This is a genomic window from Streptomyces sp. NPDC002868, from assembly GCF_055563295.1.
The window spans coordinates 25,772-50,215 of sequence record NZ_JBVHDR010000014.1; the positions used below are offsets into that span (position 1 = coordinate 25,772).

At 69.8% G+C, this 24,444-nt stretch carries 20 protein-coding genes and 1 pseudogene; 12 read left to right on the plus strand and 9 right to left on the minus strand.

The window, feature by feature from the left end; all coding sequences use genetic code 11:
* Positions 1 to 51 precede the first annotated feature (51 nt).
* From ACZ3H8_RS32575 to ACZ3H8_RS32585, 3 genes are all read left to right on the plus strand, one after another.
* Positions 52 to 1,095: a rod shape-determining protein gene (locus tag ACZ3H8_RS32575; protein WP_467407920.1), complete on the plus strand. Its 1,044-nt coding sequence runs from the start codon at positions 52 to 54 to the stop codon at positions 1,093 to 1,095.
* Positions 1,096 to 1,162: 67 nt separating this feature from the next.
* Positions 1,163 to 1,786, plus strand: coding sequence for a LysE family transporter (locus tag ACZ3H8_RS32580; RefSeq protein ID WP_467407921.1), 624 nt, complete (start codon positions 1,163 to 1,165; stop codon positions 1,784 to 1,786).
* Between the two features lie 653 nt (positions 1,787 to 2,439).
* Complete coding sequence (locus ACZ3H8_RS32585) at positions 2,440 to 3,231, plus strand: VOC family protein (RefSeq protein ID WP_467407923.1); 792 nt, start codon at positions 2,440 to 2,442, stop codon at positions 3,229 to 3,231.
* On the opposite strand, the gene ACZ3H8_RS32590 is transcribed toward ACZ3H8_RS32585, so the two are convergent.
* The 4 genes from ACZ3H8_RS32590 to ACZ3H8_RS32605 all read right to left on the minus strand — a co-directional run bounded on the left by ACZ3H8_RS32590 (position 3,185) and on the right by ACZ3H8_RS32605 (position 8,868).
* On the minus strand, positions 3,185 to 5,176 hold the full coding sequence (locus tag ACZ3H8_RS32590; RefSeq protein WP_467407924.1) for an RICIN domain-containing protein: 1,992 nt from the start codon (positions 5,174 to 5,176) through the stop codon (positions 3,185 to 3,187). The two genes, ACZ3H8_RS32585 and ACZ3H8_RS32590, sit on opposite strands and share 47 nt — an antisense overlap.
* Before the next feature lie 337 nt (positions 5,177 to 5,513).
* Positions 5,514 to 7,460 carry an ABC transporter permease gene (locus tag ACZ3H8_RS32595; RefSeq protein WP_467407925.1) on the minus strand — a complete coding sequence of 649 codons (1,947 nt, stop codon included), beginning with the start codon at positions 7,458 to 7,460 and terminating at the stop codon, positions 5,514 to 5,516.
* A gap of 101 nt (positions 7,461 to 7,561) precedes the next feature.
* Positions 7,562 to 8,365 carry a molybdate ABC transporter substrate-binding protein gene (gene modA, locus ACZ3H8_RS32600; protein WP_467407927.1) on the minus strand — a complete coding sequence of 268 codons (804 nt, stop codon included), beginning with the start codon at positions 8,363 to 8,365 and terminating at the stop codon, positions 7,562 to 7,564.
* A gap of 107 nt (positions 8,366 to 8,472) precedes the next feature.
* Positions 8,473 to 8,868: a TOBE domain-containing protein gene (locus ACZ3H8_RS32605; RefSeq protein ID WP_467407928.1), complete on the minus strand. Its 396-nt coding sequence runs from the start codon at positions 8,866 to 8,868 to the stop codon at positions 8,473 to 8,475.
* 135 nt (positions 8,869 to 9,003) lie between these two features.
* Between ACZ3H8_RS32605 and ACZ3H8_RS32610 the strand changes: the two genes are divergently transcribed.
* From ACZ3H8_RS32610 to ACZ3H8_RS32620, 3 genes are all read left to right on the plus strand, one after another.
* Positions 9,004 to 9,423, plus strand: a complete 420-nt coding sequence (locus ACZ3H8_RS32610; protein ID WP_467407930.1) for a TOBE domain-containing protein — start codon at positions 9,004 to 9,006, stop codon at positions 9,421 to 9,423.
* Positions 9,424 to 9,501: 78 nt separating this feature from the next.
* The gene (locus ACZ3H8_RS32615; RefSeq protein ID WP_467407931.1) at positions 9,502 to 9,876 is read left to right on the plus strand and encodes a hypothetical protein; all 375 of its coding nucleotides are present in this window, start codon (positions 9,502 to 9,504) and stop codon (positions 9,874 to 9,876) included.
* A gap of 137 nt (positions 9,877 to 10,013) precedes the next feature.
* On the plus strand, positions 10,014 to 11,378 hold the full coding sequence (locus ACZ3H8_RS32620; protein ID WP_467407932.1) for a PP2C family protein-serine/threonine phosphatase: 1,365 nt from the start codon (positions 10,014 to 10,016) through the stop codon (positions 11,376 to 11,378).
* 36 nt (positions 11,379 to 11,414) lie between these two features.
* Here the strand turns inward: ACZ3H8_RS32620 and ACZ3H8_RS32625 are convergent, their stop codons facing one another.
* Positions 11,415 to 13,223 carry a fatty acyl-AMP ligase gene (locus ACZ3H8_RS32625; RefSeq protein WP_467407934.1) on the minus strand — a complete coding sequence of 603 codons (1,809 nt, stop codon included), beginning with the start codon at positions 13,221 to 13,223 and terminating at the stop codon, positions 11,415 to 11,417.
* Between the two features lie 73 nt (positions 13,224 to 13,296).
* Positions 13,297 to 15,093, minus strand: a complete 1,797-nt coding sequence (locus tag ACZ3H8_RS32630) for a fatty acyl-AMP ligase (RefSeq protein ID WP_467407935.1) — start codon at positions 15,091 to 15,093, stop codon at positions 13,297 to 13,299.
* A 394-nt stretch (positions 15,094 to 15,487) separates the two neighbouring features.
* Here ACZ3H8_RS32630 and ACZ3H8_RS32635 point away from each other — a divergent pair, with 394 nt between their 5' ends.
* The gene (locus ACZ3H8_RS32635; protein WP_467407937.1) at positions 15,488 to 16,786 is read left to right on the plus strand and encodes a beta-ketoacyl-[acyl-carrier-protein] synthase family protein; all 1,299 of its coding nucleotides are present in this window, start codon (positions 15,488 to 15,490) and stop codon (positions 16,784 to 16,786) included.
* On the opposite strand, the gene ACZ3H8_RS32640 is transcribed toward ACZ3H8_RS32635, so the two are convergent.
* Complete coding sequence (locus ACZ3H8_RS32640; protein WP_467407938.1) at positions 16,770 to 17,558, minus strand: LuxR C-terminal-related transcriptional regulator; 789 nt, start codon at positions 17,556 to 17,558, stop codon at positions 16,770 to 16,772. The genes ACZ3H8_RS32635 and ACZ3H8_RS32640 overlap by 17 nt on opposite strands.
* A 384-nt stretch (positions 17,559 to 17,942) precedes the next feature.
* On the opposite strand from ACZ3H8_RS32640, the gene ACZ3H8_RS32645 reads away from it, so the two are divergent.
* From ACZ3H8_RS32645 to ACZ3H8_RS32665, 5 genes and pseudogenes are all read left to right on the plus strand, one after another.
* A complete protein-coding gene (locus tag ACZ3H8_RS32645) occupies positions 17,943 to 18,920 on the plus strand; it encodes an AraC family transcriptional regulator (protein WP_467407939.1) in 978 nt (325 codons plus the stop codon).
* A 366-nt stretch (positions 18,921 to 19,286) separates the two neighbouring features.
* On the plus strand, positions 19,287 to 19,691 hold the full coding sequence (locus tag ACZ3H8_RS32650; RefSeq protein ID WP_467407941.1) for a hypothetical protein: 405 nt from the start codon (positions 19,287 to 19,289) through the stop codon (positions 19,689 to 19,691).
* Positions 19,692 to 20,057: 366 nt separating this feature from the next.
* Positions 20,058 to 20,204: pseudogene (locus ACZ3H8_RS32655) on the plus strand (BTAD domain-containing putative transcriptional regulator); the annotation flags it as partial.
* Positions 20,205 to 20,269: 65 nt separating this feature from the next.
* A complete protein-coding gene (locus ACZ3H8_RS32660) occupies positions 20,270 to 20,806 on the plus strand; it encodes an AfsR/SARP family transcriptional regulator (RefSeq protein ID WP_467407942.1) in 537 nt (178 codons plus the stop codon).
* Complete coding sequence (locus tag ACZ3H8_RS32665) at positions 20,793 to 21,236, plus strand: hypothetical protein (RefSeq protein ID WP_467407944.1); 444 nt, start codon at positions 20,793 to 20,795, stop codon at positions 21,234 to 21,236. The genes ACZ3H8_RS32660 and ACZ3H8_RS32665 overlap by 14 nt, the downstream gene beginning before the upstream one ends.
* 677 nt (positions 21,237 to 21,913) lie before the next feature.
* On the opposite strand, the gene ACZ3H8_RS32670 is transcribed toward ACZ3H8_RS32665, so the two are convergent.
* Both ACZ3H8_RS32670 and ACZ3H8_RS32675 read right to left on the minus strand, forming a co-directional pair.
* Positions 21,914 to 22,801 (minus strand): L,D-transpeptidase family protein, encoded by an 888-nt coding sequence (locus ACZ3H8_RS32670; RefSeq protein WP_467407945.1) that lies wholly within the window; start codon positions 22,799 to 22,801, stop codon positions 21,914 to 21,916.
* 178 nt (positions 22,802 to 22,979) lie between these two features.
* Complete coding sequence (locus ACZ3H8_RS32675; protein ID WP_467407947.1) at positions 22,980 to 24,185, minus strand: L,D-transpeptidase; 1,206 nt, start codon at positions 24,183 to 24,185, stop codon at positions 22,980 to 22,982.
* Positions 24,186 to 24,444 lie beyond the last annotated feature (259 nt).

The following is a 24,444-nucleotide window of genomic DNA, read 5'->3' on the forward strand; positions in this document are numbered from 1 at the left end:
CCCGTTGCGATCGCACGATGCCATCAAGTACCGCACTCGGGAGGATCCGCCGTGACCGTCAGCCTTGAGCAGTTGCGCCGTTGCCATGTCGCCGTCGACCTGGGAGCCGCGAGGACCAGGGTCTTCGTGAAGGGGGCCGGGCTCGTCGTCGACGAGCCGAGCGTCGCCGCCGTGAACACCCGCACCGGCGCGCTGATCGCCGTCGGCGCGCTCGCAGAGAAGATGACGGGCCGTACGCCCGACTACATCCGCGTCGCCCGTCCCATCGCCGGCGGCACCATCGTCGACATCGAGATGGCCCAGCGGATGCTCCGTCTCCTCCTCGGCGAGAAGCTGCGCCGCCAGCTGCGCCGCAAGCCGCGGCTGCGCGCCGCCGCCTGCACCCCGCACGACAGCGACCCGCTCGCCGAGCGCGCCGCCGTCGAGACCCTCGTCGGACTCGGCGCCCGCCGGGTCGAGCTCGTCGACACCCTGATCGCCGCGGCCGTCGGCTGCGGGCTGCCCGTGGAGCAGCCCACCGCGACCATGATCATGGTGTGCGGCGCGGCGACGACACAGGTCGCCGTGCTCTCGCTCGGCGCGATCGTCACGGCCGAGCGGATCCCGGTGGGCGGCAACGCCATCGACCACGCGGTGATCCAGCACCTGCGCCACCAGCACGAACTGATGCTGCCCAGCCAGTCCGTACGCCCCCTTCAGCTGGCGCTGAGCGGCAATGGCCTCAACACCCACGGCCCGGCGTCCACCGAGATCCACGGCCGGGACGTGGCGACCGGCCTCGCCCGCTCGGTGCGCGTCGACACCGCAGCCGTACGAGACGCCATCCACACCCCGCTCACCTCCGTGCTCGACGGCATCGGCAAGGTGCTGCGGGACTGCCCGCCGGACCTGGTCGCCGATCTCGCCGACCGCGGGATCATGATGGTCGGCGGGAGCGCGCTGCTGCCCGGCCTGGACCAGATGCTGCGCGACGCCACCGGAATGCCGGTGCACATCGCCGACCGGCCCGACATCTGCGCCGTACTGGGCCTCGGCGCGATGCTGGAGGGCAAGATCCAGCCGATGGTCCTCAATCCGCTCGCCGAAGCCAGCTGAGACAGCCGGTGGGCGGGGCGCGTAAATCAGTCGCGCCGGCCGTGGCCCGGGACCGACGCTGTGCGCCATGAGTATGTGGACGACGGCGATGGCGGGCGCGGCGGCGGGCCTGGGTGTGGCGATGCCCGTGGGGGCGATGGGCGTACTCCTCATCCAGGAGGGCATGCGCGACCGCCGCGGTGCAGTGGCCGCGGCGGCCGCGGTCGCCGTCGTCGACTTCGCGTACGCCGCCGTGGCAACCGCACTCGGGCCGCTCGTCGCCTCCGCGCTCTCCGGCGTCGAGGCCTGGGTCCGGCTGGTGTCGGCCACCGTGCTGGCGGTGATCGCGGTGCGCGGGCTGCTCGCCTCGCGGCACGCGGGGGACGCCTCCGAGAGCGAGATCGAGAGCGCGGGCGCCGGACCGGTGCGGACGTTCACCCGGTTCGCCGCGCTCACTCTCATCAACCCGACCACCGCCCTGTACTTCGCCGCCCTGACCACGGCTCAGGGCGCGGCCCTGAGCGGAGGCACAGCAGGCGCGGTGTTCGTCGGCGGTGTCTTCATCGCCTCGCTGGCGTGGCAACAACTGCTGGTCGCGGTCAGCGGTTTGGCGGGCACGCGGATCTCGGACACCGCTCGGGCGTGGACGTTCCGGATCGGATACGGGCTGGTCGCGGTGTACGCGGTCAAGGTGGCGCTCCCGCTGCCGTAGGGCGCCGGGACCACGGGCGTCCGGGGTGCGGGTTGCTTGTTCCCCCACCCCGCCCCTTCCCGGAACTGGGGCGATGCCCCAGACCCCTGGGGTGTGGGGGCTGAACGCGGCAGCCTCACGCCGCCACCACCAGCGGCGCGGCAGCAAACACCCCCTGCCCACGCGGCAGCGTCGCATCGCGCGGGTACAGCGGGGACGCAGCCCCGCCGTGCGGCAGCTTCACGCCGCGCCCTCCCGGCCGACGTGTACGGCACGCGGGGTGCGCAGGGCCTGCACCGGCACGGGGACGCGCAGGGGTCGTGTTCTGGACGTAAAGCGGCGCAACTCGAGCGAAGCGCGGTGAGGAAAGCAGGCCAGAATACGAGCCCCGGAGCGGCCCCCAAGCCCGCACCGGGCGGCCCCGGGCACGCCCAAGACCCGCACGCCGCGGCCCCGCGCACCCCGGACTCCCCAGACCCGCACCCCGCCGCCCCGCGCAAGCCGAACGCGCACCCCGGACGCCCCAGACCCGCGCCCCCCGCGGCCCCGCGCAAGCCGAACGCACCCCAGACCCGCACCCCGCGGCCCCGCGCACCCCGCTCGGCGCGCGGCGCCGCGTACTCGCGAATAGCGTGAAAGGGACGAAATTTCCTCGACCGGGAGGCTTGGTTCCCATGGCCGCGCAACCCGAAGGCACCCCCTGTTGGGCCGACGCGATGTTCCCCGATCTGGAAGCCGCCAAGAGTTTCTACAGCGAGCTGTTGGGCTGGACGTACGGCGAAGGCTTGGAAGAATTCGGCTACTACACACAGGCGTACTCCGACGGCAAGGCCGTGGCCGCCCTCTCCCCTCAGATGCCGGGCATGGAAAGCACCCCGGCCGCCTGGAACCTCTACTTCGCCACCCCGGACATCGCCGCGACGACCGCGAAGATCCGTGACAACGGCGGCGCACTGACGATGGAGCCGATGGAGGTAGGCGAGTTCGGCACCATGGTGACGGCCCAGGACCCCAGCGGCGCGTACTTCAGCGCCTGGCAGGCCGCCGGCCACGAGGGCTTCGAGAAGACGGGCGAGTCCGGCTCGTTCGCATGGGCGGAGGTCACCACCCGCGACGCCGCGAAGGCGGACGCCTTCTACCCGGCCGTCTTCCCCTTCGAGGTGCAGCGGATGGCAGACGAACACATCGACTTCTGTGTGTGGAACGTCAACGGCCGGCCGGTGGCGGGCCGGATGAAGATGACCGACGACTTCCCGCCCGACGTCCCGCCGTACATCAATGTGTACTTCGCGGTGCCGGACTGCGACGCCGCGGTGGCCACCGTCAACAAGCGTGGCGGGCAGGTGCACTTCGGCCCGATGGACAGCCCGTTCGGCCGTTTCGCGGCGGTCGCGGACCAGCAGGGCGCGGCGTTCTCCGTCATCGATCTGCAGACGACGCAGGGCGAGATGCCTGAGATGACCTGACGCGCTCGTCATCCCCGTCCGCGTGAACGGCCTCCCGCGGGCGGGGAAGTGACGGCACCGGACTCTGCAGGCCCCGGCCCGCGGCGTCGAGCAGCCGCCCCGGAGCCCCGGGCCGCGGCCCGGACGGGGCGATGTCCGTGCCGGACCCGGACCCGGACCCGCCATTGCTGACCCGGCGGACATTGGACTTGGGCACGTCCCCGTACGGAGACGTGCTCTCCGGATCAGGCACCGGATCCGGCACCGCACCCCCGCCCACCGGCCGCGGGGGTCTGCCGCCCGACGGGGAGGTGTTGACCTCCTCGGCGGGCGGATTTCCCGAATCGGCGGTCGGCCGGATCTTGGGCGAGCCGGCGGCAACGTTGTCAGTGGCCCAGCGCTGCGCCGGAGAGCCGTCACGGACCTTGACCACCACCGTCGCTCCGGCCTCCGCGACGGTGGGGACAACGGCAAGACCGTCGTTCCAGCGGGGAATCACATCACCCTGGATCGTCAGGTCGTAGCGGACGTCCGCGGCGTTGCCCGCCGACGGGTCCGCGCACGCGCCGAGGACGACCACGCCGTCCAGCTCATGGGAGTTGAGGCACAGTTCGGGGGCGGCGGCGCTGCGCAGCAGTCCGTCGTTCTCGTACACCCACTGCTGGGTCACGGAGCTGGAGCAGGGCGCCGTCGTCGCGTCGGCGCCGAGCTGCGCCCTGCGGTCGCGGATGTCGAGGCACAGGCCGGAGTCGGCGTTGCGCAGTCTGGTGTTGAGCGGGCCCGTGGGGAGTGCGGCAGAGGTGGTCGACGGCTGCGAGGGCTGCGGAGCGGGGCTGGAGGGCAGCTGGGATCCGGGGGCGGGGACCGCGCTGACGGAGCCGCTCGGGACAGCCGGTCCCGCATTACTGCCGTCGTCCGGCCAGATCTCGGTGACGACGGCCGCGACGATGAGCAGGCCGGTCACAATCCCGAGGCCGGTGATGACGGCCCCGCGTCCGCGCTGGGACAGCGACAGGGGGCGGCCGCGGAAGGTGACGCGGGGCAGGGAGCGAGGACGACCGCCCCGCGAGTGACGGCCGGCGCTGCGGACCGCGCTGCGGACCGCGCCCGCTCTGGCCGCCCGGGAGCGGGCGTTGTTACGGGCGGGCCGCGAGTCGAGGTAGGGCTGGGCGGCCGGGCCGAGTACGCCTTCGGCCAGCAGGAGGGCGAGCCTGCCGTCGACGTGGTTGAGCTGTTCGGCGCCGTGGCGGCAGTGCTGACACTTCGCCAGATGCGCCTGGATGTCGGGAATCAGTGGGCCGCCGCGGCGCAGGGATACGTCCAGCAGCCGGTTGAAGTGTCGGCATTCCTGGGACGGGGCGAGTTCCAGATGGGCCCGTAGGCAGCCCGCCCGCAGGATTTCACGCGCCTGTTCGAGCTGGGCCGCCGCGCCACGGGGATCAACGGCCAGCAATCCGGCCGGTACGGATATACCCTCGCCCTCGACCTCGACGTGCCAGAGCAGACATTGGGCGGGGCCCGGCATTGCCTGGAAAGCCCGCGCGATCAGCCCCCGATTCTCCGGGATGGTGAACATGTCGACAGGTACGGTGCGCCCGGTGTCCGGATTCTGGAGTTCGGGCAGCGCGGTGATGCGCTCGTCCGCCGCCCACGCCTTGCCGATTTGACGGGCAGTCACCAAAAGCAGCGGACGAAGTGCTGCGGCCGTCCGGGCCGGCCACAGATTTTCCAACACCTTGTGGGAGGCCGCGGTGGCGAGCATGGACGCCGCCCGGGCCGAAGGGGTGCAGATCGACGTGTAGTCGAACACCGGTTGCCAGTGCCTCGCCAGCAGCACTGCTACGGCACGGGCCTCGTCGTTCCTCCTGTCGGCCCGCAGTGTCGCCGCGAGACCTTCGTCGGAGTCCCCGGAGCTGAGACCGGTGCGGGGAGGAGGGACGGGACCCGGAGTACGGGGATTCTGCATAGACGTCTTTCCATCCAGGGCATTGCGGTGGGGGGTTGAACATGGTTCCGGTCCGGCCCGGGTTAACGGGCCGGACATTTCTGTCAGTTGAAAGGGTGCGCGCCTGCTTGGTCTATACCGCGGTGAAATTCGAACGGCTGAACAAAATCGGCCTGTTGAGACATGAGGAAGCTCACCCTTACACAACCCACAGGTGTGGAACAAGAGTTCCGGAACCGCGACCATTCCCGACGCTGTCGAGAAAAGGAAAGAACCGCTCGACTTTTGTTCAGAGTTGACTGGTTCTACCGTGGAGTAGCAGTGCGCGCCCTTCCCCCCGGCTCGGCCGCCACCGCTCTCACAGCGTCACAATGACGGCCTCGGTCGCCTTGACGCTGGTCCATACGGAAGTCCCGTCGGCGAGGCCCAGTTCGGCAGCCGCCTGCGGGGTGATCTCGGCGACGAGGTCGGGCGCCTGCGGTGAGCCGATCAGGATGCGCAGCCGGCTGCCGGTGGCGGTGATCTCCCGTACGGTGCCCGGCCACACATTGCGCGGGCTGCCGCCGGGCCTGTCACGGTGTACGGCGACCGCTTCCGGCGCGATGATCGCGAGGGCCTCGGTGCCGACGGGCAGCGGATCGGCGACGACGAGGAGCCCGCCGCCGGGGAGCGCGAGGCCGTCCGCCGTCGCGGTGCCGGGCCAGGCGTTGCGGCCGAGCATCCGGGCGACCCACGGGGAGCGTGGGTGGCGGGTGACCTCGGCGGGCGGCGCGTCCTGCAGGGCGCGGCCCCCGTCCAGTACGAGCACCCGGTCGGCGAGCGATACCGCTTCCACCGGGTCGTGGGTGACGATCAGGCAGACACCGCCGAAGCCGTCGAGGTGCGTGCGCAGGGTGTGGCGTACATGGGCGCGGGTGGTCTGGTCGAGTGCGGCGAGGGGTTCGTCGAGGAGCAGCAGCCGGGGGCGTGCCGCCAGCGCGCGGGCCAGCGCGACGCGCTGGGCCTGGCCGCCGGAGAGCTGGGCGGGCCTGCGGTGCGCGAGGTGGCCGACGCCGAGCCGGTCGAGCCAGCCCTGGGCGGTGCGGCGGGCCTCGGCGCGTGGGACGCCGTGGGCGCGCAGCCCGTACGCCGTGTTGCCGAGGGCGCTCAAGTGCGGGAAGAGCGCGCCGTTCTGGGGCACCCAGGCCACGCCGCGGCGGTGCGGGGGCAGGTCGGTCACATCGGCGTCACCGAGGCGGAGCGCGGCGTGGGCGCGTGGGGTCAGTGCGAGGAGGGCGCGCAGCAGGGTGGTCTTGCCCGCGCCGTTGGGGCCGACGACGGCGATGGTAGTGCCGGGTTCGGCGTCCAGGGTGAGCTCGTTGAAGCCGGTGACCTCGGCGTGCAGCGGCCAGCTCTCCTGCATTTCGGGGAGGTTGAAGTCCTTGACCGGCTCGGCGGGGGGCTGCTCGGCAGGAGGCGGCTCGGCAGGCGCTTCCTCCGGGCGCTGCCTGCCGGGTGCCTGGCCGGGGGCCCCGCCGGACCAGCGGCCGCGCAGCGCGATGAGCACCGCCATGGCGATGGCGAGCAGCAGCAGGGACAGGGAGGTTGCCGCTTCCGGCTGGTCCTGGAGCAGCAGGTACACCTGGAGGGGCAGGGTCTGCGTGGTGCCGGGCAGATTGCCCGCGAAGGTGATGGTCGCGCCGAACTCACCCAGGGCCCGTGCCCAGGTGAGAGCGGCTCCGGCGACGAGCCCGGGGGCCACCATGGGGAGGGTGACGGTGAAGAACACCCGTAGCGGCGAGGCTCCGAGAGAAGCCGCGGTCTCCTCGTAGCTCGGTCGCAGCCCCGCCAGGGCGCCTTCGAGACTGATGACGAGGAACGGCATCGCGACGAACGTCGCGGCGACGACGGCACCCGAGGTATGGAAGGGCAGGGTGATGCCGAAGGTGCCTTCCAGCCAGGGGCCGAGCAGTCCCCGACGGCCGAATCCGAGGAGGAGCGCGACGCCTCCGACAGTGGGCGGCAGCACCATCGGCAGCAGCACGAGGGAGCGTACGAGCGCCTTGCCGGGGAAGTCGACGCGGGCCAGCAGCCAGGCCAGCGGCACGCCGAGCAGCAGGGAGAGACCGAGCGCCCAGAACGAGACGAGCAGCGACAGCTGCAGTGCCTCGGTGACGCCCGGGCTGGTCAGATGCGTACCGAGATCGCCCCAGGAGGTGCGGACGAGGATGCCGATCAGCGGCATCAGCAGCAGCGCGATGGCGAGCAGCGCGGGCACGGCGAGCGTGACGGGGGTGCGGGTGCCGCGGCTGCGTAGGCGTCTCATCGGGGGTTCCTCGGGGACCTGGTTGGGGTCGAGTTACGGTCGTGGGCTGCCCGGCCCCCCGTACCGGGCAGCCCACTCACGGCTGTTACGGCTGCCGGCGGTCACGGCTGCTGGAAGCCCGCGTCCTGAAGGATCTTCTGCGCCTCGGGCGTGCTCAGCCACTTCACGAACGCGGCGGCGGCCCCCGTGTTCGTGGACGTCTTCAGGGTCGCCGCCGGGTAGGAGGCGACGGCGTTCTGACCGTCGGGGATCTCGACGGCCTCGACCTTGCCCTTCGCGCTCGCGGCGTCCGTCTTGTAGACGAGTCCGGCGTCGGCCTCGCCGAGCTCGACCTTGCTGAGGACGGCGCGGACGTTGGGCTCCTGGGAGACCGGCTTCACGACGATCTTCTGGGCGTCCAGGATCTTCTTGCTGTAGCGGCCGACCGGCACCTCGGGGGCGGCGAGCACGACCTTCAGCCTGGTGTCCGCGAGGTCCGCCAGCGAGCCGACCTTCTCCGGGTTGCCCTTGCCGGTCGCGATGACGAGCCGGTTCTTGGCGATGACCGTCGGGGCGCCGGTGTCGGACTTCAGCCCGTCCATGGTCTTGGTGTCGGCGGTGACCAGGGCGTCTGCGGGGGCGCCCTGCCTGACCTGGGCGGCCAGCTCCTGGGACCCGGCGAAGGAGAACTTCACCGTGGTGCCGGGGTGGGACTTCTCGTACGCGGCGCCCGCGGTCTTGAAGACATCGGTCAGCGAGGAGGCGGCCAGCACGGTCAGCTCAGCCTTCGGTGCGCCGGCGGCGGCCCCGGTGGCCTTCGCGCCGCTGTTCTTTTTGCTGTCGTCGCTGCCGCAGGCGGCCAGCGGCACGAGCAGTGCTGCGGTCAGGACGGCGGCGGCACGGCGCCGGGTAAAGGCGTACGACACGAGGACTCCTTGGTGAAGCGGTGGGAACAGGCCGCGTCGGGGACGGGCGACGCCGCTGCAAGGGATGAGCGCTAAGTGAGTGTTCCGGGGGGTCTCGGGAGCGGTTCTCAGACGCGGTCGATGTGCACGCTGGTCGACTTCACGCGGGCGGTGGCCTGCATGCCGACCTCCAGCCCCAGCTCCTCGACGGCCTCCCTGGTCAGCAGGGAGACCAGCCGGTGCGGGCCGGCCTGGATCTCGACCTGGGCGGCGACATCGCCGAGCTTGACCGCGGTGACGATGCCCGGGAAGGCGTTGCGGGCCGAGGTGTACGAGACGTCCTCATCGCCGGTCCCGCTCTGGGCGACCTCGATCGAGAAGGCCGCCAGGTCACGGCCGTCGATGAGGCGGCGCCCGCTTTCGTCGCGATGGGTCGCGACCTTGCCGGCGTCCGCCCAGCGACGCGCGGTGTCGGGGCTGACGCCCAGCAGACGCGCCGCCTGGCCGATTGTGTAGGACTGCATATGCGACAAGGTAGGCGGCATCAGCCAGCATTTACAAGCCATCGAGCACCGCTTCATAGCAAATGCTAGACCCCTTGGAGGAAGCCCCAAGCGCGCTGCCCGGCCGCTGCCCGGGCCCGTGGCTACGGTGACCCCATGAGCCTGAGCATCCGCAATCAGATCCCCGGCACGGTCGTCTCCGTCACGCCCGGCGAGGTGATGGCCGCCGTCAAGGTCCGCCTGGAGGGCGGCCAGGAGATCACCGCCGCGATCACGCTGGAGGCCGTCAAGGAACTGGGCCTCGCGCCCGGCTCCGCCGTACGCGCCCTGGTGAAGTCCACCGAGGTCTCGCTGGCCACCGGCGCGGTCGAGGGCCTGAGCATCCGCAACCAGATCCCCGGCACCGTCACCGACGTCGCCGCCGGCGGCGCGATGGCGAGCGTCAAGGTCGGCGTGGTGGGCGGCGAGCTGACCGCCGCGATCACGAAGGACGCGGTCGCCGACCTGGGCCTGGCCGCCGGGTCATCCGTAGTGGCACTGATCAAGTCGACCGAGATCTCCCTTGCCACGCCCTGATCGCGACCCAACTACCCCTGCTGCCCGGCCCGTGGAGCCCCGCGGGAATGCCAAGGCCGCATAGTAAAATTGGCTCTCATGTCGAAGCCTGATTACCTGCTTGTCGATGTCGCCGCCATGGTGGAATCGGAGCAAACCAATCAGATGTCTCTCACCGTGGTGGTCGACGGGGCTGTCATCACCGGACGACTGGCTCCCGAAGCCATGTGGAGGCAGCGCGTCGCCGAGGTCCTGAAAGATTCGGACCTACTTGGACCGTTCTCCACCATCTTCATGGCGGCCGGGGCCGGTCCCCGCAGCGAACAGGGTGAGCCGCCCACACACCTGCACTTCCATGTCGCGAGAATCCTTCAGGGAAGCCTCGGGATTCCCGAGACCGGGGGGATGTACCGCATTGCCATCAAGGATGTGAGCGCCTGGACGGTGGGGGACTTCAGTTACTCCGACCACTGAGAATTCGCTCTCAACGGCGCCACCGGCCGCGGACCCGTCCATGCGGCAGCATGGAGGCAGGGACAATCCCGGCGGCTGTGCAGCGTGACAGCCTGGAGTCGGCTGTGGCGGGCCGGCAAATGGGGAAGAGGTGCCGGATGGGTTCGGATGCGGACGACCATGACGGGCCGGCCACGGACTCCCATGAGCTGGACCGGGCGGTGCAGCAAGCCCTCGACCGGCTGACGCTGCTGACCAACGCCGCCGACGCACTGGCCAGCACCCTCGACCTGGACACGGGCCTGCGACGCCTGTGCCACACGCTGGTGCCGGGCCTGGCGGACTGGTGCGCGGTGGATCTGCTCGACGAGCACGGCCGCCTGCGCCGGCACGTGATCGAGCACCGTGAGTCCGACCTGGTGTCACCCGGCCTGTACGAAGGTGAACTGCCACCGGTGTCCGAGGATTCGGCCGCCTCACTGGCCCGTGCCCTGCGGGGGGCCGGGCCGCTGCTCGTCACGTCATTCTCCGCGCCCGAAGCTGCGGCCGATCCTCTGCATGCCAGGGAACTGGAACTCTTCGACCGCCTGGGAGCGGACACGGTGGTGATCGCGCCACTGCGCTCCCGCCGGCAGGTTCTGGGCGCGTTGACCCTGGCGCGCACGGAGAGTACTGGGGCACTGGACGAGGACACTCTTCCGCTGGCGGAGGACCTGGCGCATCGCGTCGCGCTCGCCGTCGACAACGGACGCCTGTACTCCGAGGTCCAGAACACAGGGGAGCGCATCCAGCGCTCCCTGCTGCCCGATCTGCCCACGCTCGGACTGCTCGAGTTGGCCGCCCGCTACCAGCCCGCTCTGGCCACCTCCCAGGTCGGCGGAGACTGGTACGACGCGTTCGTCCTGCCCGGCGGTGCCGCGGCCCTCATCATCGGAGACGTCGCAGGCCACGATCTGCAGGCCACCGTCACCATGAGCCACATGCGCAACATGTTGCGCGGCATCGCCTGCGACCGCAAAGAGCCGCCCGGCAAGATCCTTGGCCGCATGGACGCGGCCAACAGCATCCTCTACCCACACCAGACCCTGACCTGCATTTACGCGCTGGTCGAGAAACCGGCCGAGCATGAGCCATGGGCTCTTCAGTACGCCGCCGCCGGCCATCCCGCCCCGCTGTTGATCACAGCTGAAGGCGACACACGCTTCCTGACCGACGGCCGCAGCATGCTTCTGGGAGTGGATCCCACCCAACGACGCCCCGACGCGACCGAAGTCCTGCCGGCGAACGCCACGATCCTGTTCTACACCGACGGCCTCATCGAACGGCGCACTGAAGACCTCGACCGCGGCGCGGCCCGGCTGCGCCAGCACGCCGCCGCCCTCGCCCAAGAACCCCTGGGAGCCCTCTGCGACGAGCTCCTCACCGGCCTCGCTCAGGACAGCAGCGACGACGTCGCCCTCATCGCCGTTCGCACACCGGCATCCGACGACCGCGCCGCCACCGCCACCGCCACCGCCGACTGAGCTCAACAGCCGGCGGCGCCACTCGACCGCGTCCCCTCATTCGATGAGGGCGGCCTCGAAGGAACCCCCCAGGTATCGGTCCCGGCTGTCGCGACGCTGCAGCTTGCCGGTCGTCGTGAGCGGCAGCGTCCCCGGCTTGAGGAGGACGACATCGTGCACCTGGATGCGGTGTCCTGCATGGACGGCGCGCCTGATCTCCTGCTTGATCTCCTGCGCGGTCACCGGCTCGTCACTCCCGCCGCCGGCTGCCGACGTCGTCTCGGCGAGCACGATGAGCCGTTCATGTGCGCCGTCGTCGACCGACACCGCGCAAGCACCGAACTCGCGGACTGCCGGATGGCTGGCCTCAACAGTGGCTTCGATGTCCTGCGGGTAGTGGTTGGCACCGGCGATGATGATGACGTCCTTCGCCCGACCGGTGATGAACAGCTCCCCGCTGTGCAGAAATCCGAGGTCACCGGTACGGAGAAACCGCTCGCCCGGCTGGTCGGGAAGGGTCCCCATGAAGGTCTCGGCGCTCTCCTTGGGAGCGTTCAGGTAACCCGTTGCGACGCTCGGGCCGGACACGAAGATCTCGCCCACCTCGTCCTCATCGCAGGGCTTGCCGGTCTCCGGGTCGACGGCGACAGCCGTGCTCAACGGATGGATCGGGCCGCAGCCGACCAGCTCCCGACTGTCCAGTGCCGACGCGGCTGGGCGCACTTTTCCGGCGGCGAGCGCCTCGGAGTCCACGCGCAGGACTTCCGGGCCCTGGCCGACCGGCACGGCCGTGACCATCACTGTCGCCTCTGCGAGGCCGTACGCGGGGGACAGCGCCCCGCGCCGGAAGCCGGCCTCTGCGAATGCCGCGCAGAAGCGGTCGAGGGTATCGGCGCGGACGGGCTCACCTCCGACCAGAGCCATCTCCCAACGGCTGAGGTCGAGTTCCCGGCGCTGAGCGTCGGTCACCCGGCGGACACACAGGTCGTAGGCGAAGTTCGGCGCGCAGCTGTCCGCGCGTCCGAGCCGGGAGATCGCCCGCAGCCACGTCAGCGGACGCTGTACGAACGTCATCGTCGGCAGCAGTGTGACCTCCCGGCCGGAGAAGAGGGACTCGAGGACGTTGCAGATGAGGCCCATGTTGTGGTGCGGCGGCAGCCACGACACCGACGACGGGCGGGGCAGCCCGGCGTCGTCGGCAGACCGGCGCGTGTTGTCGTATATCAACGACAGATTGTTCAGCACATTGCTGTGAGTGATCGCGACGCCCTTCGGCACTCCGGTCGATCCCGAGGAGTACTGCAGGTAGGCGACCATCTCAGCGGCGGTCACCGGCGGGGTCCACTGCCGGGCCAGGTCCAGGCATACCTCGTCGGTCGCCACCCGGTCGAGTCGGGCGAGCCCTGCGGTGCCGGTGAGGACGGGCTCCGCGGCGGCAAGCATAGGGCCGGTGGACAGGAACAGCCGGGACTCGGAACTCGCGGCAATCGACTCCACCCGAGTCCATTTGGCATTGCCCCGCGTGCCGTCGAGCGGAGCTACCGGCACCGGGATCAGACCCGCATAGATGCAGCCCAGGAAGGCGGCGTGGAACTCCAGTCCGGGCGGGTAACTCAGCAGCGCGCATGCGCGTGCGGTTGGAGCCTGCTTCAGCAGCGTCACGGCGATCGCCCGCGCATAGCGGTCGAGTTCGGCCAGGGTCAGCGAGTCGGATTCATCGACACCATCGCCCAGGAACACAAAGCTCTTCCGGTCGGGCTCGGCTGCCGCACGAGTGCGGCACAGGTCGATCAACGTCGTCAGTGCGCCATGCTCACCGGCCACCCCCTCGGGCAGGCGGACACTGTGCTGATGATTGGTTTGCATGAGACCACTCCAAACGGAGGAAGGAGGAAGAAGGCGGCGGCAGTTCGCGCGCCCTCCCTGCATGGAGCGAGGTTCAGACCGTCTCGAACACCCGCGCCCGGTACCTGGACCGGCACCGCGAGCGCTGCAGCTTGCCGCTGGTGGTGAACGGCAGCGAACCGGCCTTGACCAGGAGGACCTCGTCGGCCCGGAGGCTGTGCCCGGCGAAGACGGCCTCCCGGACGGCTTCTTCGACCTCGTCCGCCCCGACGGTCGCGCGTGCACCTGACGGAGCGTCCGGCGGGGGGCCGGCCACGACGCGGTACCGGCTGTTGATCTCAGCCAGGACGACGAGGCGTGTGCGTCCGCCGTCTTCGACGGTGAATGCGCAGCAGCAGCCTTCCCGTATGGCCGCGTGGCTTCCTCCCGCGGTCGCCTCGATGTCGTACGGGTAGTGCTGCATGCCCTCCACGACGATGAGGTCGTCCACCCGGCAGGTGACGAAGAGCTGACCGCCGTCCAGAAAGCCGAGGCTGCCGGTGCGCAGGAACTGGCGGCCCTCGTGGCCGCGCACGGTGGCGTTGAACGTACTTGCCGTCTCCTGCGGGGCGTTCCAGTACGCGGCACCGATACTCGGTCCGGAAGCCAGGATCTCCCCTGTCTCGTCCGGGGCGCAGGGTTCGCCGGTGGCCGGCTCCACCACCGCGATGGTCATGGACGGGTGCAACTGGCCCAGGCCGACCAGTCGGCGGGCCCCGTCCTCGCGACCGGCTCGCTGCACCTTGCCTTTCGCCAGCGCCACCGCGTCGAACCGCCGGATCACCGGTTCGGGCTCCACCGGCCCGCCGCTGAGCATCACGGTGGACTCGGCGATGCCGTAACTCGGGAAGAACGCCTCTCGGCGAAAGCCGAACGGGGCGAGCATGGCACTGAACTGGTCAATCATCTCCGCACGCACCGGCTCGTCCCCGACCACCGCGATCCGCCAACCGCTGAAATCGAGGGAACGCAGCTGCTGCTCGGAGACGCGCCGCACGCACAGCTCGTACCCGAAACCGGGTGCCGAACTGATGCCCGCCCCGCGGTCCGATATCGCGCGGAGCCAGTTGACCGGATCCTGGGTGAACGCCGACGGCGGCATCAGTACGGCGTCGTACCCGACATAGAGCGGCTGCAGGACCCCGGTGATCAGTCCCATGTCGTGGAACACGGGCAGCCAGGACACAACGGGCGGCAGCCGGTCGAAGTCGTCCGTGTCCCGGGAACCGTTGGCCAGGATCAGCGAGAGGTTGTGCAGGACGTTGCCATGGGTGAGCTCCACACCCCGGGGCGGACCGGTCGTGCCGGAGGTGTACTGCAGGTACGCGATCGTGTCCGGGCCGATGCGGGGGGCATTCCAGCCGTATGCCTCCGTCCCACTGATCTCGTCAGTCGCCACAGAGGTCGGCCGGCGCGGTGTGGACATGTCCTTCAGCAAAGTGTCGACACGGTCCAGCCTGGACCCGTTCGACAGCACCAGATCCGGCTGGCAGCTGTTGACGATTGCCCGGAAGCGCGTATACCGGTCGTCGACACCGACGCGCAGCACCGGAGGAGCCGGCACCGCGATCAGGCCGGCATACAGGCAGCCGAAGAAGGCGGACACGAAGTCCAGACCCGGCGGATAACTCAGCACGGCGCGGGCGCCCGGCGGGGCATGCCTGCTCAGACGCACGGCGATCGCCCGTGCGCGGGCGTCGAGTTGGGCGAGGGTGAGCGAGTCGGACTCTTCGAGGCCGTTCTCCAGGAAGGCGAACATCCGTCGATCCGGGTCCCTGGACGCGCGATACCTGCAGAGCTCGACCAAGGTCGTCGGCTCGAGTCGGAATTCTGTGATGGCATCCTCTGACATCGTGGTCCTCCTGTTCGGCTTGGCCATTGCCATTGCCCCGCCATTCCCCCACTGGCCGCCAGGACCTGGCTATTTGCCCAGCCATTGCTGTACGCCTGCGTCACGTTCGTTCCACTCGAAGAGATGCTAAGTCGGCGGAGAAATATGGGGTATCCGCCGGCGGAAGGCGTCCACCCCCTACCGGAGGCGAGTGCCGGGTAAGCCGTAGGACGGATGACAACCAGCCTCCGGTCGCCCTCACGGTTCCGTCCGCCGGCCGTTATGGAAAGCGCCTCGTGCTGGCTAACGTAATGACGACGGCCAGTGGACAACGAATGACCCGTGCCCAAGCCCGTGCCCAAGCCCGTGTCCAAGGGAGAACATTTCCCTAGAAGGCTTCAGAAAGGGAACCGTGATGTCCTACGAAGCATCTGACGACTACTTCTTGGGTTATCCGAAGCTCCCCGATCTCCCCGGTCCCCCGGACGGGGAAGTCCTCGGTACAACCGGCGTTGTGGTCACCGGCTTAGGAATGACCACGCCGCTGGGTGCTGACGTCCACTCCACCTGGAAGGGGCTGCTCGCCGGCGAATCCCCGATCACCGTGCTCGACGAACCGTGGGCCCGCGACCTGCCCGTACGGCTGGCAGGCCGACTGAGTCAGGAACCGACCGAGGTACTGCACCGGGTCGAGGCCCGCAGGATGGACCGCTGCCAGCAGATTGCGATGGTGGCGGCCCGGCAGGCATGGGCCGACGCCGGCGCGCCCACGGTGGCGCCGGAGCGGTTGGCCGTGGTGATCGGCACCGGCCTCGGCGGCGGGAAGACCCTGGTCGACCAGCACGACGTGTCCTCGGCGAAGGGGCCGGGGCGCGTGTCGCCCTTCGCCGTGACGATGCTGATGCCCAACGGCCCGGCCGCCGCCGTCAGTCTGGATCTCGGCGCCCGCGCCGGCGCCCACGCACCGACCAGCGCCTGTGCCTCTGGAGCGGAGGCAATCGCCATGGGGCTCGCCATACTTCGTGCCGGGCGGGCCGACGTCGTTGTCGCCGGCGGCACCGAGGCATGCATCGGGCGGCTGTCCATGGCGGCCTTCGCCCGCATGGGAGCCCTGTCCAGCCGTCATGACGAACCTCAGAGCGCTTCGCGGCCGTTCGACAGCGGCCGTGACGGCTTCGTCATGGCCGAGGGCGCCGGAGCCGTCGTACTGGAACGAGCCGAATCCGCACGAGCTCGTGGCGCGCGGGCGTATGCCACGCTTGCCGGTACGGGGATGAGCTCCGACGCGCACGCCATGACAGCTCCTTCAGCGGACGGTCAGATCAGTGCGATCCGCCAGGCCCTGAGCTCCGGCGGCCTCGGCCCGCAGGACATCGTTCACGTCAACGCTCACGCTCCCGGTACGCCCGTCGGTGACCGTATCGAAGCGTCGGCGTTGCTGGAATCGATCGGCCCGCATGCTCTCGTGACGGCGACCAAGTCGATCACGGGCCATCTCATAGGCGGGGCGGGCGCGATCGAGGCCATCTTCACGGTCCTGAGCATCTTCAACGACGTGATTCCCGCGACCAGGAACCTCGACGACAAGGACCCCGAGGTGAAGGTGGAGATCGTCACGGAAAGTCCTCGGCACACCAAGGTCACCGCGGCCATCTCGAACTCGTTCGGTTTCGGCGGTCACAACGTGGTCCTCGCTTTCACCAAGCCCGCCTGACCAGGGGCGCGGGACGGGCCGGAGGAGAGGGGGCTTGAGGGGCTGGGGGTACTGGAGGGCCTGCGGAGGCCCGTGGAGCCTGTGCAGGCTGGGGCGAGTGCACCAGACCGCTCCGCTGAGCCATCAGCGCCGCGTGCATCCGGTTCGGCAACTCGAGCTTGGCGAGGATGCGCGAGACGTGGGACTTCACGGTGGCGGGCGTTACATGCAGCTCGCGGGCGATCTCTTGATTCGACCTCCCCATGGCTATACCGGACAGGACTTGGGTCTCCCGGCCGCTCAGGGTGGCCAGGGCGACCGCGTGAGAGCGCTCCTGTGGCGGCGGAAGAATCTCGAACCGATCGATCAGCCGTCGGGTCATCGTGGGGCAGATGAAAGCCGCGCCGCCGGCGACCGCGCGCACGGCTGAGGTCAGCTCCTCCTGGCTGGCGCTCTTGAGCAGAAAACCGCTAGCGCCCGCCTTCAGCGACCCGAACAGATGGCTGTCGAGGTCGATGCTGGTGAGGACGACGATTCCGGGTACGAATCCGGGTGCGATTCCTGGTGCTGCCGCCCCAGAAGGCTGGGCGAGTTTACGTATGAATTCATATTCGGCATCGACGAGTACGACCTGCGGTCGCCGCAGCTCGACCATTCGTATTGCCTCCTCGCCGACCCTCGTATCGGCGACCACGGTGATATCCGGTGCCTCCCCGAGTGCATGCCGGAAACCGCGGCGCACAAGGTCCTCATTGTCGACCAGCATTACTTCCAACGTGCTGAAGTCGTCCATCAATCACTCCGCCTGTGCGATTCGGAAGTGTGGTCCCCATTCCACTCCGTGGTCTCCTGACCGGTGTGGTTTCACGGGTACTGTCAAGAACGCTTTCCGGTACAGCGGTTGCACACGCGATGACTGCAGGGCGCGCTGAGCCCTACTGGTGACCGTGGCTGATACCGCATATGCCCCCTGGCCGGCGCGCACATCCCGGTTAGGCTGAATGACAGCCTGCGGCGGGATTCGCCGCATCGATCCCTTCCGATGCTAGGGGGATTGGCAGTGCTGGTTCTAGGCAATGGCGGCCATGCTGTTGGCCGTTCCGGACACGGGGCGGGGGTCGACGAAGTCTCCACGGCTCCGCGGCTGTTCCCGCGAGGCATCGCAGGCGTACGCGCGATGGTGGATGTCGGGGTCGAGCGCGGAGTTCCCGTACCGGCATGCCTGGACGGCAGCGGTGTGGACGAGAACACTCTTGCCGACGATGCCGCACACGTCCGCGCCTGGCAGGAGCTCGTCGTGGCGCAGAACCTGGTCCGCGCCACAGGCGATGCTCCCGGCCTGGGGCTGGAGGTCGGCAGCCGGATTCCGCTGCGCAAGTACAGCGTGTGGGGCTTCGCACTGCTGGCCAGCCCAACGCTGCGCGAAGCGGCGGCTGTGGGACTGCGCTACCTGGAACTCACCTTCGCCATGGTCGGGATCCACCTTCAGGAGGACGGGGACGAGGTCCACCTCGTCCTGGACGACGGGTTTGTGCCCCAGCCCGTCCGGCACTTCTTCGTCGAGCGGGAAATGGCCAACATCCGCACCATCCTGGACACCATTCTGGGTCGGCCCTTCACCCCCCTCCGGCTGGAGGTGCGCTTCCCACGGCCTGAAAAGCCCGCAGCGTACGAGGCGTTCGCCGACGCGCCGATCGCCTTCGGGGCGCCGCGCAACGCGATCGTCACCCTCGCCGCGGTACTGGAGCAGTCGCTGCCGCAGGCGGACCGCCACACGATGCAGGTGTGTGAACGCGAGTGCAGCCTCCTGCTGGCCCGGCGCGCCCACACCGAATTCGCAGCGCGGGTACGGGAACTGCTCATGCAGTGGCCGGACGGGATCCCCGACATGGGTGTTGCCGCAGCCGCGCTGCACGTCTCCACCCGCACACTGCACCGGCGTCTGGCTGTGGAGGGCACTTCCTACCGGCGTCTCGTCGACGGAGCGCGGCACGCTCGCGCTGTCGAGATGCTGTCCACCCTAGGACTGGGAGTCGACCAGATCGCCGTACGGCTCGGGTACGCCGATGCGGCGGCATTCATCCGCGCGTTCCGCCGGTGGACGGGTGCGACTCCGGGCGCCTACCGCACCAGGGTGCCTACCCGGCCGTACTGATCATTTCCGGACCACGTTCGGAGCGTACAGGGGTGCGTCCAGTCTCCGGACGGGGGATCCCTGAAGACCATGCGACCCGGCGGGCCGCTACAGGGGCCACTTGACCTTGGTCTGGGGCCTTCCGGCTGCCTGCGGGCCACTAGGGCCACTTGCGGGCCACGCGAGGCAACCGAGCGGGACACGCGATGGGCAACGGGCTGAACGCCAAGGAGCAGGCACAGGCCGAAAACGTCGTTTGGGCGGGCGGCTCGCCCGGCTACCGGCTGCTCCGGTCGGCGTCGGCTTGACGGCCGTCGGCATCCGGCGTAGTCCGGGATTAGGAGGTGGATCAGATACTTCCGGGAGGATTTCGAGAGGAGTCCGATCATGCTCGGCGATCTGCTCGGCGAAGAACAGGGAGAAACCACCGGAATGCGGGTCCTGCCCACTGACGGCGGCCACCCCGCGATGGAAGTCTCCTTCCAGGCGGTGGGCACGCTTCTGAGCGCAGCGGTCAAGGACATGGGGACGTACGAGTCGTTCGTGCGACCCGACGGCACACTCTTCGGCGATGGCCAAGGGATCATCATGACCCAGGAGGGAGAGACGGTCACCTGGCACGGTCAGGGCGTCGGGCACTTCACCGACACCGGCGGAGTGAACTGGCGAGGCGCCATCTACTACGAAACCGCCGCCGCCAAGTTCGCGCAGCTCTCAGGGACCGCGGGCGTGTTCGAGTTCAACACGGACGAGAACGGAAAGGTCACAGCCAAGGTCTACGAGTGGAAGTAGCCCCCGCAGCCCCTGCCCGTTTTGCAGTGAGCCCGGGCGGGTCGCGCGGCTCAGAATTTCCACCACCGCGCTGCGGCGGCAGTCCTTGTGAAGAACGTCCACTTCCTGCGCTACGCAGAGGCCAGCGGCACATACGGCAAGGTCCTGGATCTGCTCAGCGGCCACTGAGGTTCCTGGCCGGCACCACGTCGGCTCTCGCCGGGACGACGGCTGGGCCGATGAGGGCGAACGCGCTCACCAGCAGCGCGGCCACTGGAGCCGCGGCGGCCGCCGCGCGCCCCAAGCGCGGTGCTGCCCCGGCTCGGCGACGGCTACGCGCTGCGCGTTCCGTACGACGTCATCGATCTGCTGCGCTTCCGGGACCTGGTGGCCGCGGCGGAGACCGCACGGCGAGACGGCGGCCAGGCGCGAGCCGTGGCGCTGCTGGCCGACGCGCTCGGGCTGTGGCAGCAGCCGCCCCTCGCCGACCTGCCGTTCCTCGCCGCCCACCCGATGGTCGTCGCGCTGGCCGGGGAGCGTCGTGGCCTGGTGGCCCAGTACGGCGAAGTCGTGATCGCGACGGGAAAGAGCGCCCCAGCGTGCTGCCGGTCCTGGAGGAGGCCGCGGCCGCGCAGCCACTGGACAAGGGCGCCCAGGCCCGGCTCATCCGGGCGTACCAGGCGGTCGGGCGACGCGACCAGGCAGTCGCCGTCTACCGGCGAAGCCGCCGCCTGCTGGTCGATGAACTCGGCGTCGCCCCCGGCCCCGAGCTGTCCGAGGCCTATGTCTCCGTGCTGCGCCGCCGCACCAGGCCTCCTACTCCCGGCCACGGGCATGTCCCCGACCAGGACGCGGCCACCGGCCCGGTACCGGTGAGCGTCGTCGGCGCGCTCCCCGCGCAGTTGCCCGCGGATGTACCCGACGGCCGGGACACGGAGCTGTCGGCCCTCGACCGGCTACTGACCGGAGCGAAGGGAAGCCCGACGGCGGTGGCCGTCTCGGTGGTCTCCGGCACGGCCGGGGTGGGGAAGACCGCGCTGGCCGTCCATTGGGCGCACCGGACGCGGCACCGTTTTCCCGACGGCCAGCTCTACGTCAACCTGCGCGGCTCCGGACCACCCCATGCCGCCCCGTGACGCCCTCACCCGGTTCCTCAGCGTCCTCGGGGTTCCTGGTGACGTGATCCCGCTCGACGTCGACGACCGCGCCAGCCGGTACCGGACCGAGATCGCCGACCGGCGGATGCTGGTGGTCCTGGACAACGCCCTGTCCGAGGAGCAGGTCCGCCCGCTGCTTCCCGGCCCGCCGTCCTGCACCGTCGTGGTCACCAGCCGGGACAGCCTGGCCGAGCTGGTGGCCCTGCACGGCGCCCGCCGCATCGGCCTGGGCCCGCTCCCACTGCCCGACGCGGTCGCCTGGCTGCGGACGCTCATCGGAGCGCGGTCGAAACCGAGCCGTGGCCGGTCGCCGCCCTGGCCGAACAGTGTGTACGGCTCCCGCCGGCGCTCCGGGTCGCGGCCGAGCTCGCCGTCGCCCGCCCGTCGCCGCAGCTGGTGGACCTGGTAACGGAGCTGGCCGACCGTCCAGCAGGTGTCCGGACGCGGCCGGACCGAGCGCACCTGGCAAACCCACTGGTCACTGACCCGGTCACCCAAGGGAGAGGCCGACATGCGACGAAGGCTGCGAAGACTGCGTTCCCCGGCCCTGTTCCCTGCTCGGCATTCATCAGCGGGAGCACGCCGCCGGCGACCAGGCAGGCCGGTGGGTTGAGGGCGGCCGCGAGCAGGTGGCGGATCTCCGGGACGGTCACCTCGACCGGCTCGTGGCTGGCGCGGTGCAGTTCCCGCTGCCCAGCACCGACATAGCCATCGCACTTGACACGAACTGACACACTTCCGGTCCACCGACCGGTAATGGTGAGCCCGCCCCACCCCCGGCGGGCTCACCACCGTTGGCTACCACCCGTCCCAAGGCCCGGAGCCCTTACCGGTGATCTGCCAACCGGCCGGGAGTTGGCCGTCAGGGCCAACCTGTTGCGCGGACGGTTGGGGATCGGCAGCCTGCTGAGCGGCAGCCTGTTCAGCGGCAGCCGACCCTGGCGGTCCCACCACTGTCGCCAGTACCGCCGCAGCGGCGACTCAGTACGCAGCGAGTACGGATCAACGTTCCCCTCCTGTTTGGCACTTGCCCGAGCGCCCCGGGATCTCCGGAGCGCTCCTGGCCTTCGTCTTCGACTGTTCGCGTCAGCGTTTGAGGGACTCGGCGTCTCCCATGACGATCACCGGGTGCTGGTCGGGATCGAGCGTGAGCAGCAGTTCTTTCATGTGTTTCCGCGCCAGGCTCACGCAGCCGTGCGTAGGCCCGTCGTGATCGACGTGCAGCCAGATGCCGCCGCCCTTGTCGTCGCCGAGGGGGCGGGTCCAGTCGAGAGGGGAGGTTCCGGCCTTGCGGTTGTAGTTGATCGCGATGACGTAGTCGAAGGAGCCCGCAAGCGGCTCGCCCTCGAAGCCCGTGCCGCCGATCCTGAAGCCCTGCGACGACTGGTCGTACGGCAGCTTGGTGCCGGGGTCGGGCAGCAGCCCGCCGGCATCGGTGAGGGTGAACACACCTATGGGCGAGTGGAGATCGCCGGCGCGGTGGTCGTCCGTCCAGCCCTTGAGAGCGTTGTGCGCCGGCCAAGTGGCTCCTGGCTCCCAGCCCGCGCTGGTGCGCCGGTACAGCACCACCTGCGACTTCGGGGAGTCCTTGACGCGGCCGGTGACCAGGACAACCTGCCGCGCGTTCTTGGGGATTCCGGCCAGCGTCTGGGGGCCCAGGCCCGGTAGCTCCGCGGGGACGGATGCGGCGGTCGCTTCGGTGTCCGCAGGTGTCTGCCGGGGCCTGGCCTGTGTCGTGCTGGGGACGCCGGACTCGGTGGGTGACGCGTCCCCAGCACCGACGGCCGCCGACCGGGCGTCGTCGGCTGTTCCGGTGCCAATGCCCCCGCATCCGGCGAGCGTTAAGGACAGGGCCAGAACGGCGGCCGGTATCCCCAGACGGTTCAGGCCCGGGGTTGTGGAGGTGGTCGCTTGACGGTTCCCGAACTGAGCACGGGGACGCCGTCGCGGAGGGCGACTGGTTGATGAAGCCATGTCGTCAGCCTCGATGAGACAAGTGAGGAACTTGTCAGCTCCGTCGGACGAGGTCGCCCGTGGTCGGACGAGGTCGGACGAGGTCGCGCGGCAGCATCGGGTGTGCCTCGGGGGCGATGCCGGTAGCAGATCGCTTCCGGCGTCTCTTCCCTGACGGCGACCTGCGACCCGGTCCGCCTCAGCGTGCGGAGCCCGCCTTCCACTGATCCCATGCCATGTTCCAGCCGTTGAGGCCGTTGTCGGGGGCAATCGTCTTGTCGTTCGAGTTCTGCACCACGACCACGTCACCGACGAGGGAGTGGTCGTAGAACCAGGCGCCGTCCTGATCAGGGTCGCCGCCGCCCTGGGTGTCGTTCAGCCCCACGCAGCCGTGGCTGATGTTGGACCGGCCGAACACCGAGTCCGCGCCCCAGTAGTTGCCGTGGATGAACGTGCCCGAGGTGGACAGGCGCATGGCGTGCGGGACGTCGGGGATGTCGTACTCGCCGGCGAAACCCACCGTGGCTCCGTCCATCCGCGTGGTGATCAGCTTCTGCGAAATCACCATCTGGCCGTTCCACGTGGGCGAGTTCTTGGCGCCTGCCGTGATGGGTATGGTCTTTTGGGCCTTGCCGTCGCGGACGACGGTCATCCGGTGCGCGGAGGCGTCCACGGTGGAGACCTGACTACGGCCGACGGTGAACCGTACGGTCTTGTTCTGTTCGCCGTAGGCGCCCTCGGCGCCCTTGACTCCATCGAGGCGGATCGTGACGGTGACGGTGGAGTGGGCCTTCCAGTACTGCTGCGGACGGAAATCGAGGCGCTGCGTGCCGAACCAGTGGCCTACGACGGCCTGTCCGCTGGTGGAGCTGACCTCGATGGCGGACTCGACGGCCTTCTTGTCGGTGATCGCTTTGTCGAAGGTGAACGAGACCGGCATCCCCACACCGACCGTGGATCCGTTGTCCGGGGTGAACGTGCCTGTAAAGCGGTCGGTTTCGGCGAGGGTGGTGAACGCGATCTTCTTCGTCTCCTCGCGTCCGTCGTCGTTGGCAGCCACCACGGTCAGCCGGTAGGCGGTGCCGTGGTCGAGGGCGGCATCGGGTGCCCAGGTCCTCTTGTCCGGGGAGCGTTCGCCGCGCACGGTCCGGCCGTTCGCAGTGGCCAGGGACACCTTGGTGATCCTCCCCGCCTCGACCGTGACGCGGCCACCGCGCGCGACGGAGACATGCTTCTGTCCGTCGGCGGCGTTCAGATGTATGCGCGGCGTGGCCGTGGCTCCGGCAGCGGCCGGCGCCGCTTTCGCGCGGTCGTTCGCGTCTCCTGGCCCAGTGTTGCATCCGGCCAGAAGGCATACCGAGATCGACAGGACAGCGAGGGCCGGGGCGGGGCGGGTGCGGTGCATGGGGTCTCCGTCATGCGCGTTGGGTGGCGTATCCCACCGAGTCGTGGGAAGCCAGGCCCCGGGTTCGAGCGGCGCGGTGTCGGCGCTGTTCGGCGCGACCCATTGGGCCGGGCGACAGCCGCTCTCGTGGCTGCGGCCCGGCCGCAGCTCTTCGGCTCGCCGTCGCCGTCACACCCGGTAGCTGCCCGGCGTGATGGCGGCGCCGAAGACGACCAAGGGCAACGCCCAGCGTGGCGTGCGGATATCAGGAAGTTGTCAG

What these genes read in the sequence shown, in the direction of transcription:
- ACZ3H8_RS32595 (WP_467407925.1), bottom strand. Translation starts at nt 7,460, where the DNA reads ATGAGACGCCTACGCAGCCGCGGCACCCGCACCCCCGTCACGCTCGCC.
- ACZ3H8_RS32620 (WP_467407932.1), top strand. Translation starts at nt 10,014, where the DNA reads ATGGGTTCGGATGCGGACGACCATGACGGGCCGGCCACGGACTCCCAT.
- ACZ3H8_RS32580 (WP_467407921.1), top strand. Translation starts at nt 1,163, where the DNA reads ATGAGTATGTGGACGACGGCGATGGCGGGCGCGGCGGCGGGCCTGGGT.
- ACZ3H8_RS32605 (WP_467407928.1), bottom strand. Translation starts at nt 8,868, where the DNA reads ATGCAGTCCTACACAATCGGCCAGGCGGCGCGTCTGCTGGGCGTCAGC.
- ACZ3H8_RS32645 (WP_467407939.1), top strand. Translation starts at nt 17,943, where the DNA reads ATGGTGGATGTCGGGGTCGAGCGCGGAGTTCCCGTACCGGCATGCCTG.
- ACZ3H8_RS32590 (WP_467407924.1), bottom strand. Translation starts at nt 5,176, where the DNA reads ATGCAGAATCCCCGTACTCCGGGTCCCGTCCCTCCTCCCCGCACCGGT.
- ACZ3H8_RS32640 (WP_467407938.1), bottom strand. Translation starts at nt 17,558, where the DNA reads ATGGACGACTTCAGCACGTTGGAAGTAATGCTGGTCGACAATGAGGAC.
- ACZ3H8_RS32585 (WP_467407923.1), top strand. Translation starts at nt 2,440, where the DNA reads ATGGCCGCGCAACCCGAAGGCACCCCCTGTTGGGCCGACGCGATGTTC.
- ACZ3H8_RS32635 (WP_467407937.1), top strand. Translation starts at nt 15,488, where the DNA reads ATGTCCTACGAAGCATCTGACGACTACTTCTTGGGTTATCCGAAGCTC.
- ACZ3H8_RS32610 (WP_467407930.1), top strand. Translation starts at nt 9,004, where the DNA reads ATGAGCCTGAGCATCCGCAATCAGATCCCCGGCACGGTCGTCTCCGTC.
- ACZ3H8_RS32630 (WP_467407935.1), bottom strand. Translation starts at nt 15,093, where the DNA reads ATGTCAGAGGATGCCATCACAGAATTCCGACTCGAGCCGACGACCTTG.
- ACZ3H8_RS32675 (WP_467407947.1), bottom strand. Translation starts at nt 24,185, where the DNA reads ATGCACCGCACCCGCCCCGCCCCGGCCCTCGCTGTCCTGTCGATCTCG.
- ACZ3H8_RS32665 (WP_467407944.1), top strand. Translation starts at nt 20,793, where the DNA reads ATGCCGCCCCGTGACGCCCTCACCCGGTTCCTCAGCGTCCTCGGGGTT.
- ACZ3H8_RS32670 (WP_467407945.1), bottom strand. Translation starts at nt 22,801, where the DNA reads ATGGCTTCATCAACCAGTCGCCCTCCGCGACGGCGTCCCCGTGCTCAG.
- ACZ3H8_RS32625 (WP_467407934.1), bottom strand. Translation starts at nt 13,223, where the DNA reads ATGCAAACCAATCATCAGCACAGTGTCCGCCTGCCCGAGGGGGTGGCC.
- ACZ3H8_RS32650 (WP_467407941.1), top strand. Translation starts at nt 19,287, where the DNA reads ATGCTCGGCGATCTGCTCGGCGAAGAACAGGGAGAAACCACCGGAATG.
- ACZ3H8_RS32615 (WP_467407931.1), top strand. Translation starts at nt 9,502, where the DNA reads ATGTCGAAGCCTGATTACCTGCTTGTCGATGTCGCCGCCATGGTGGAA.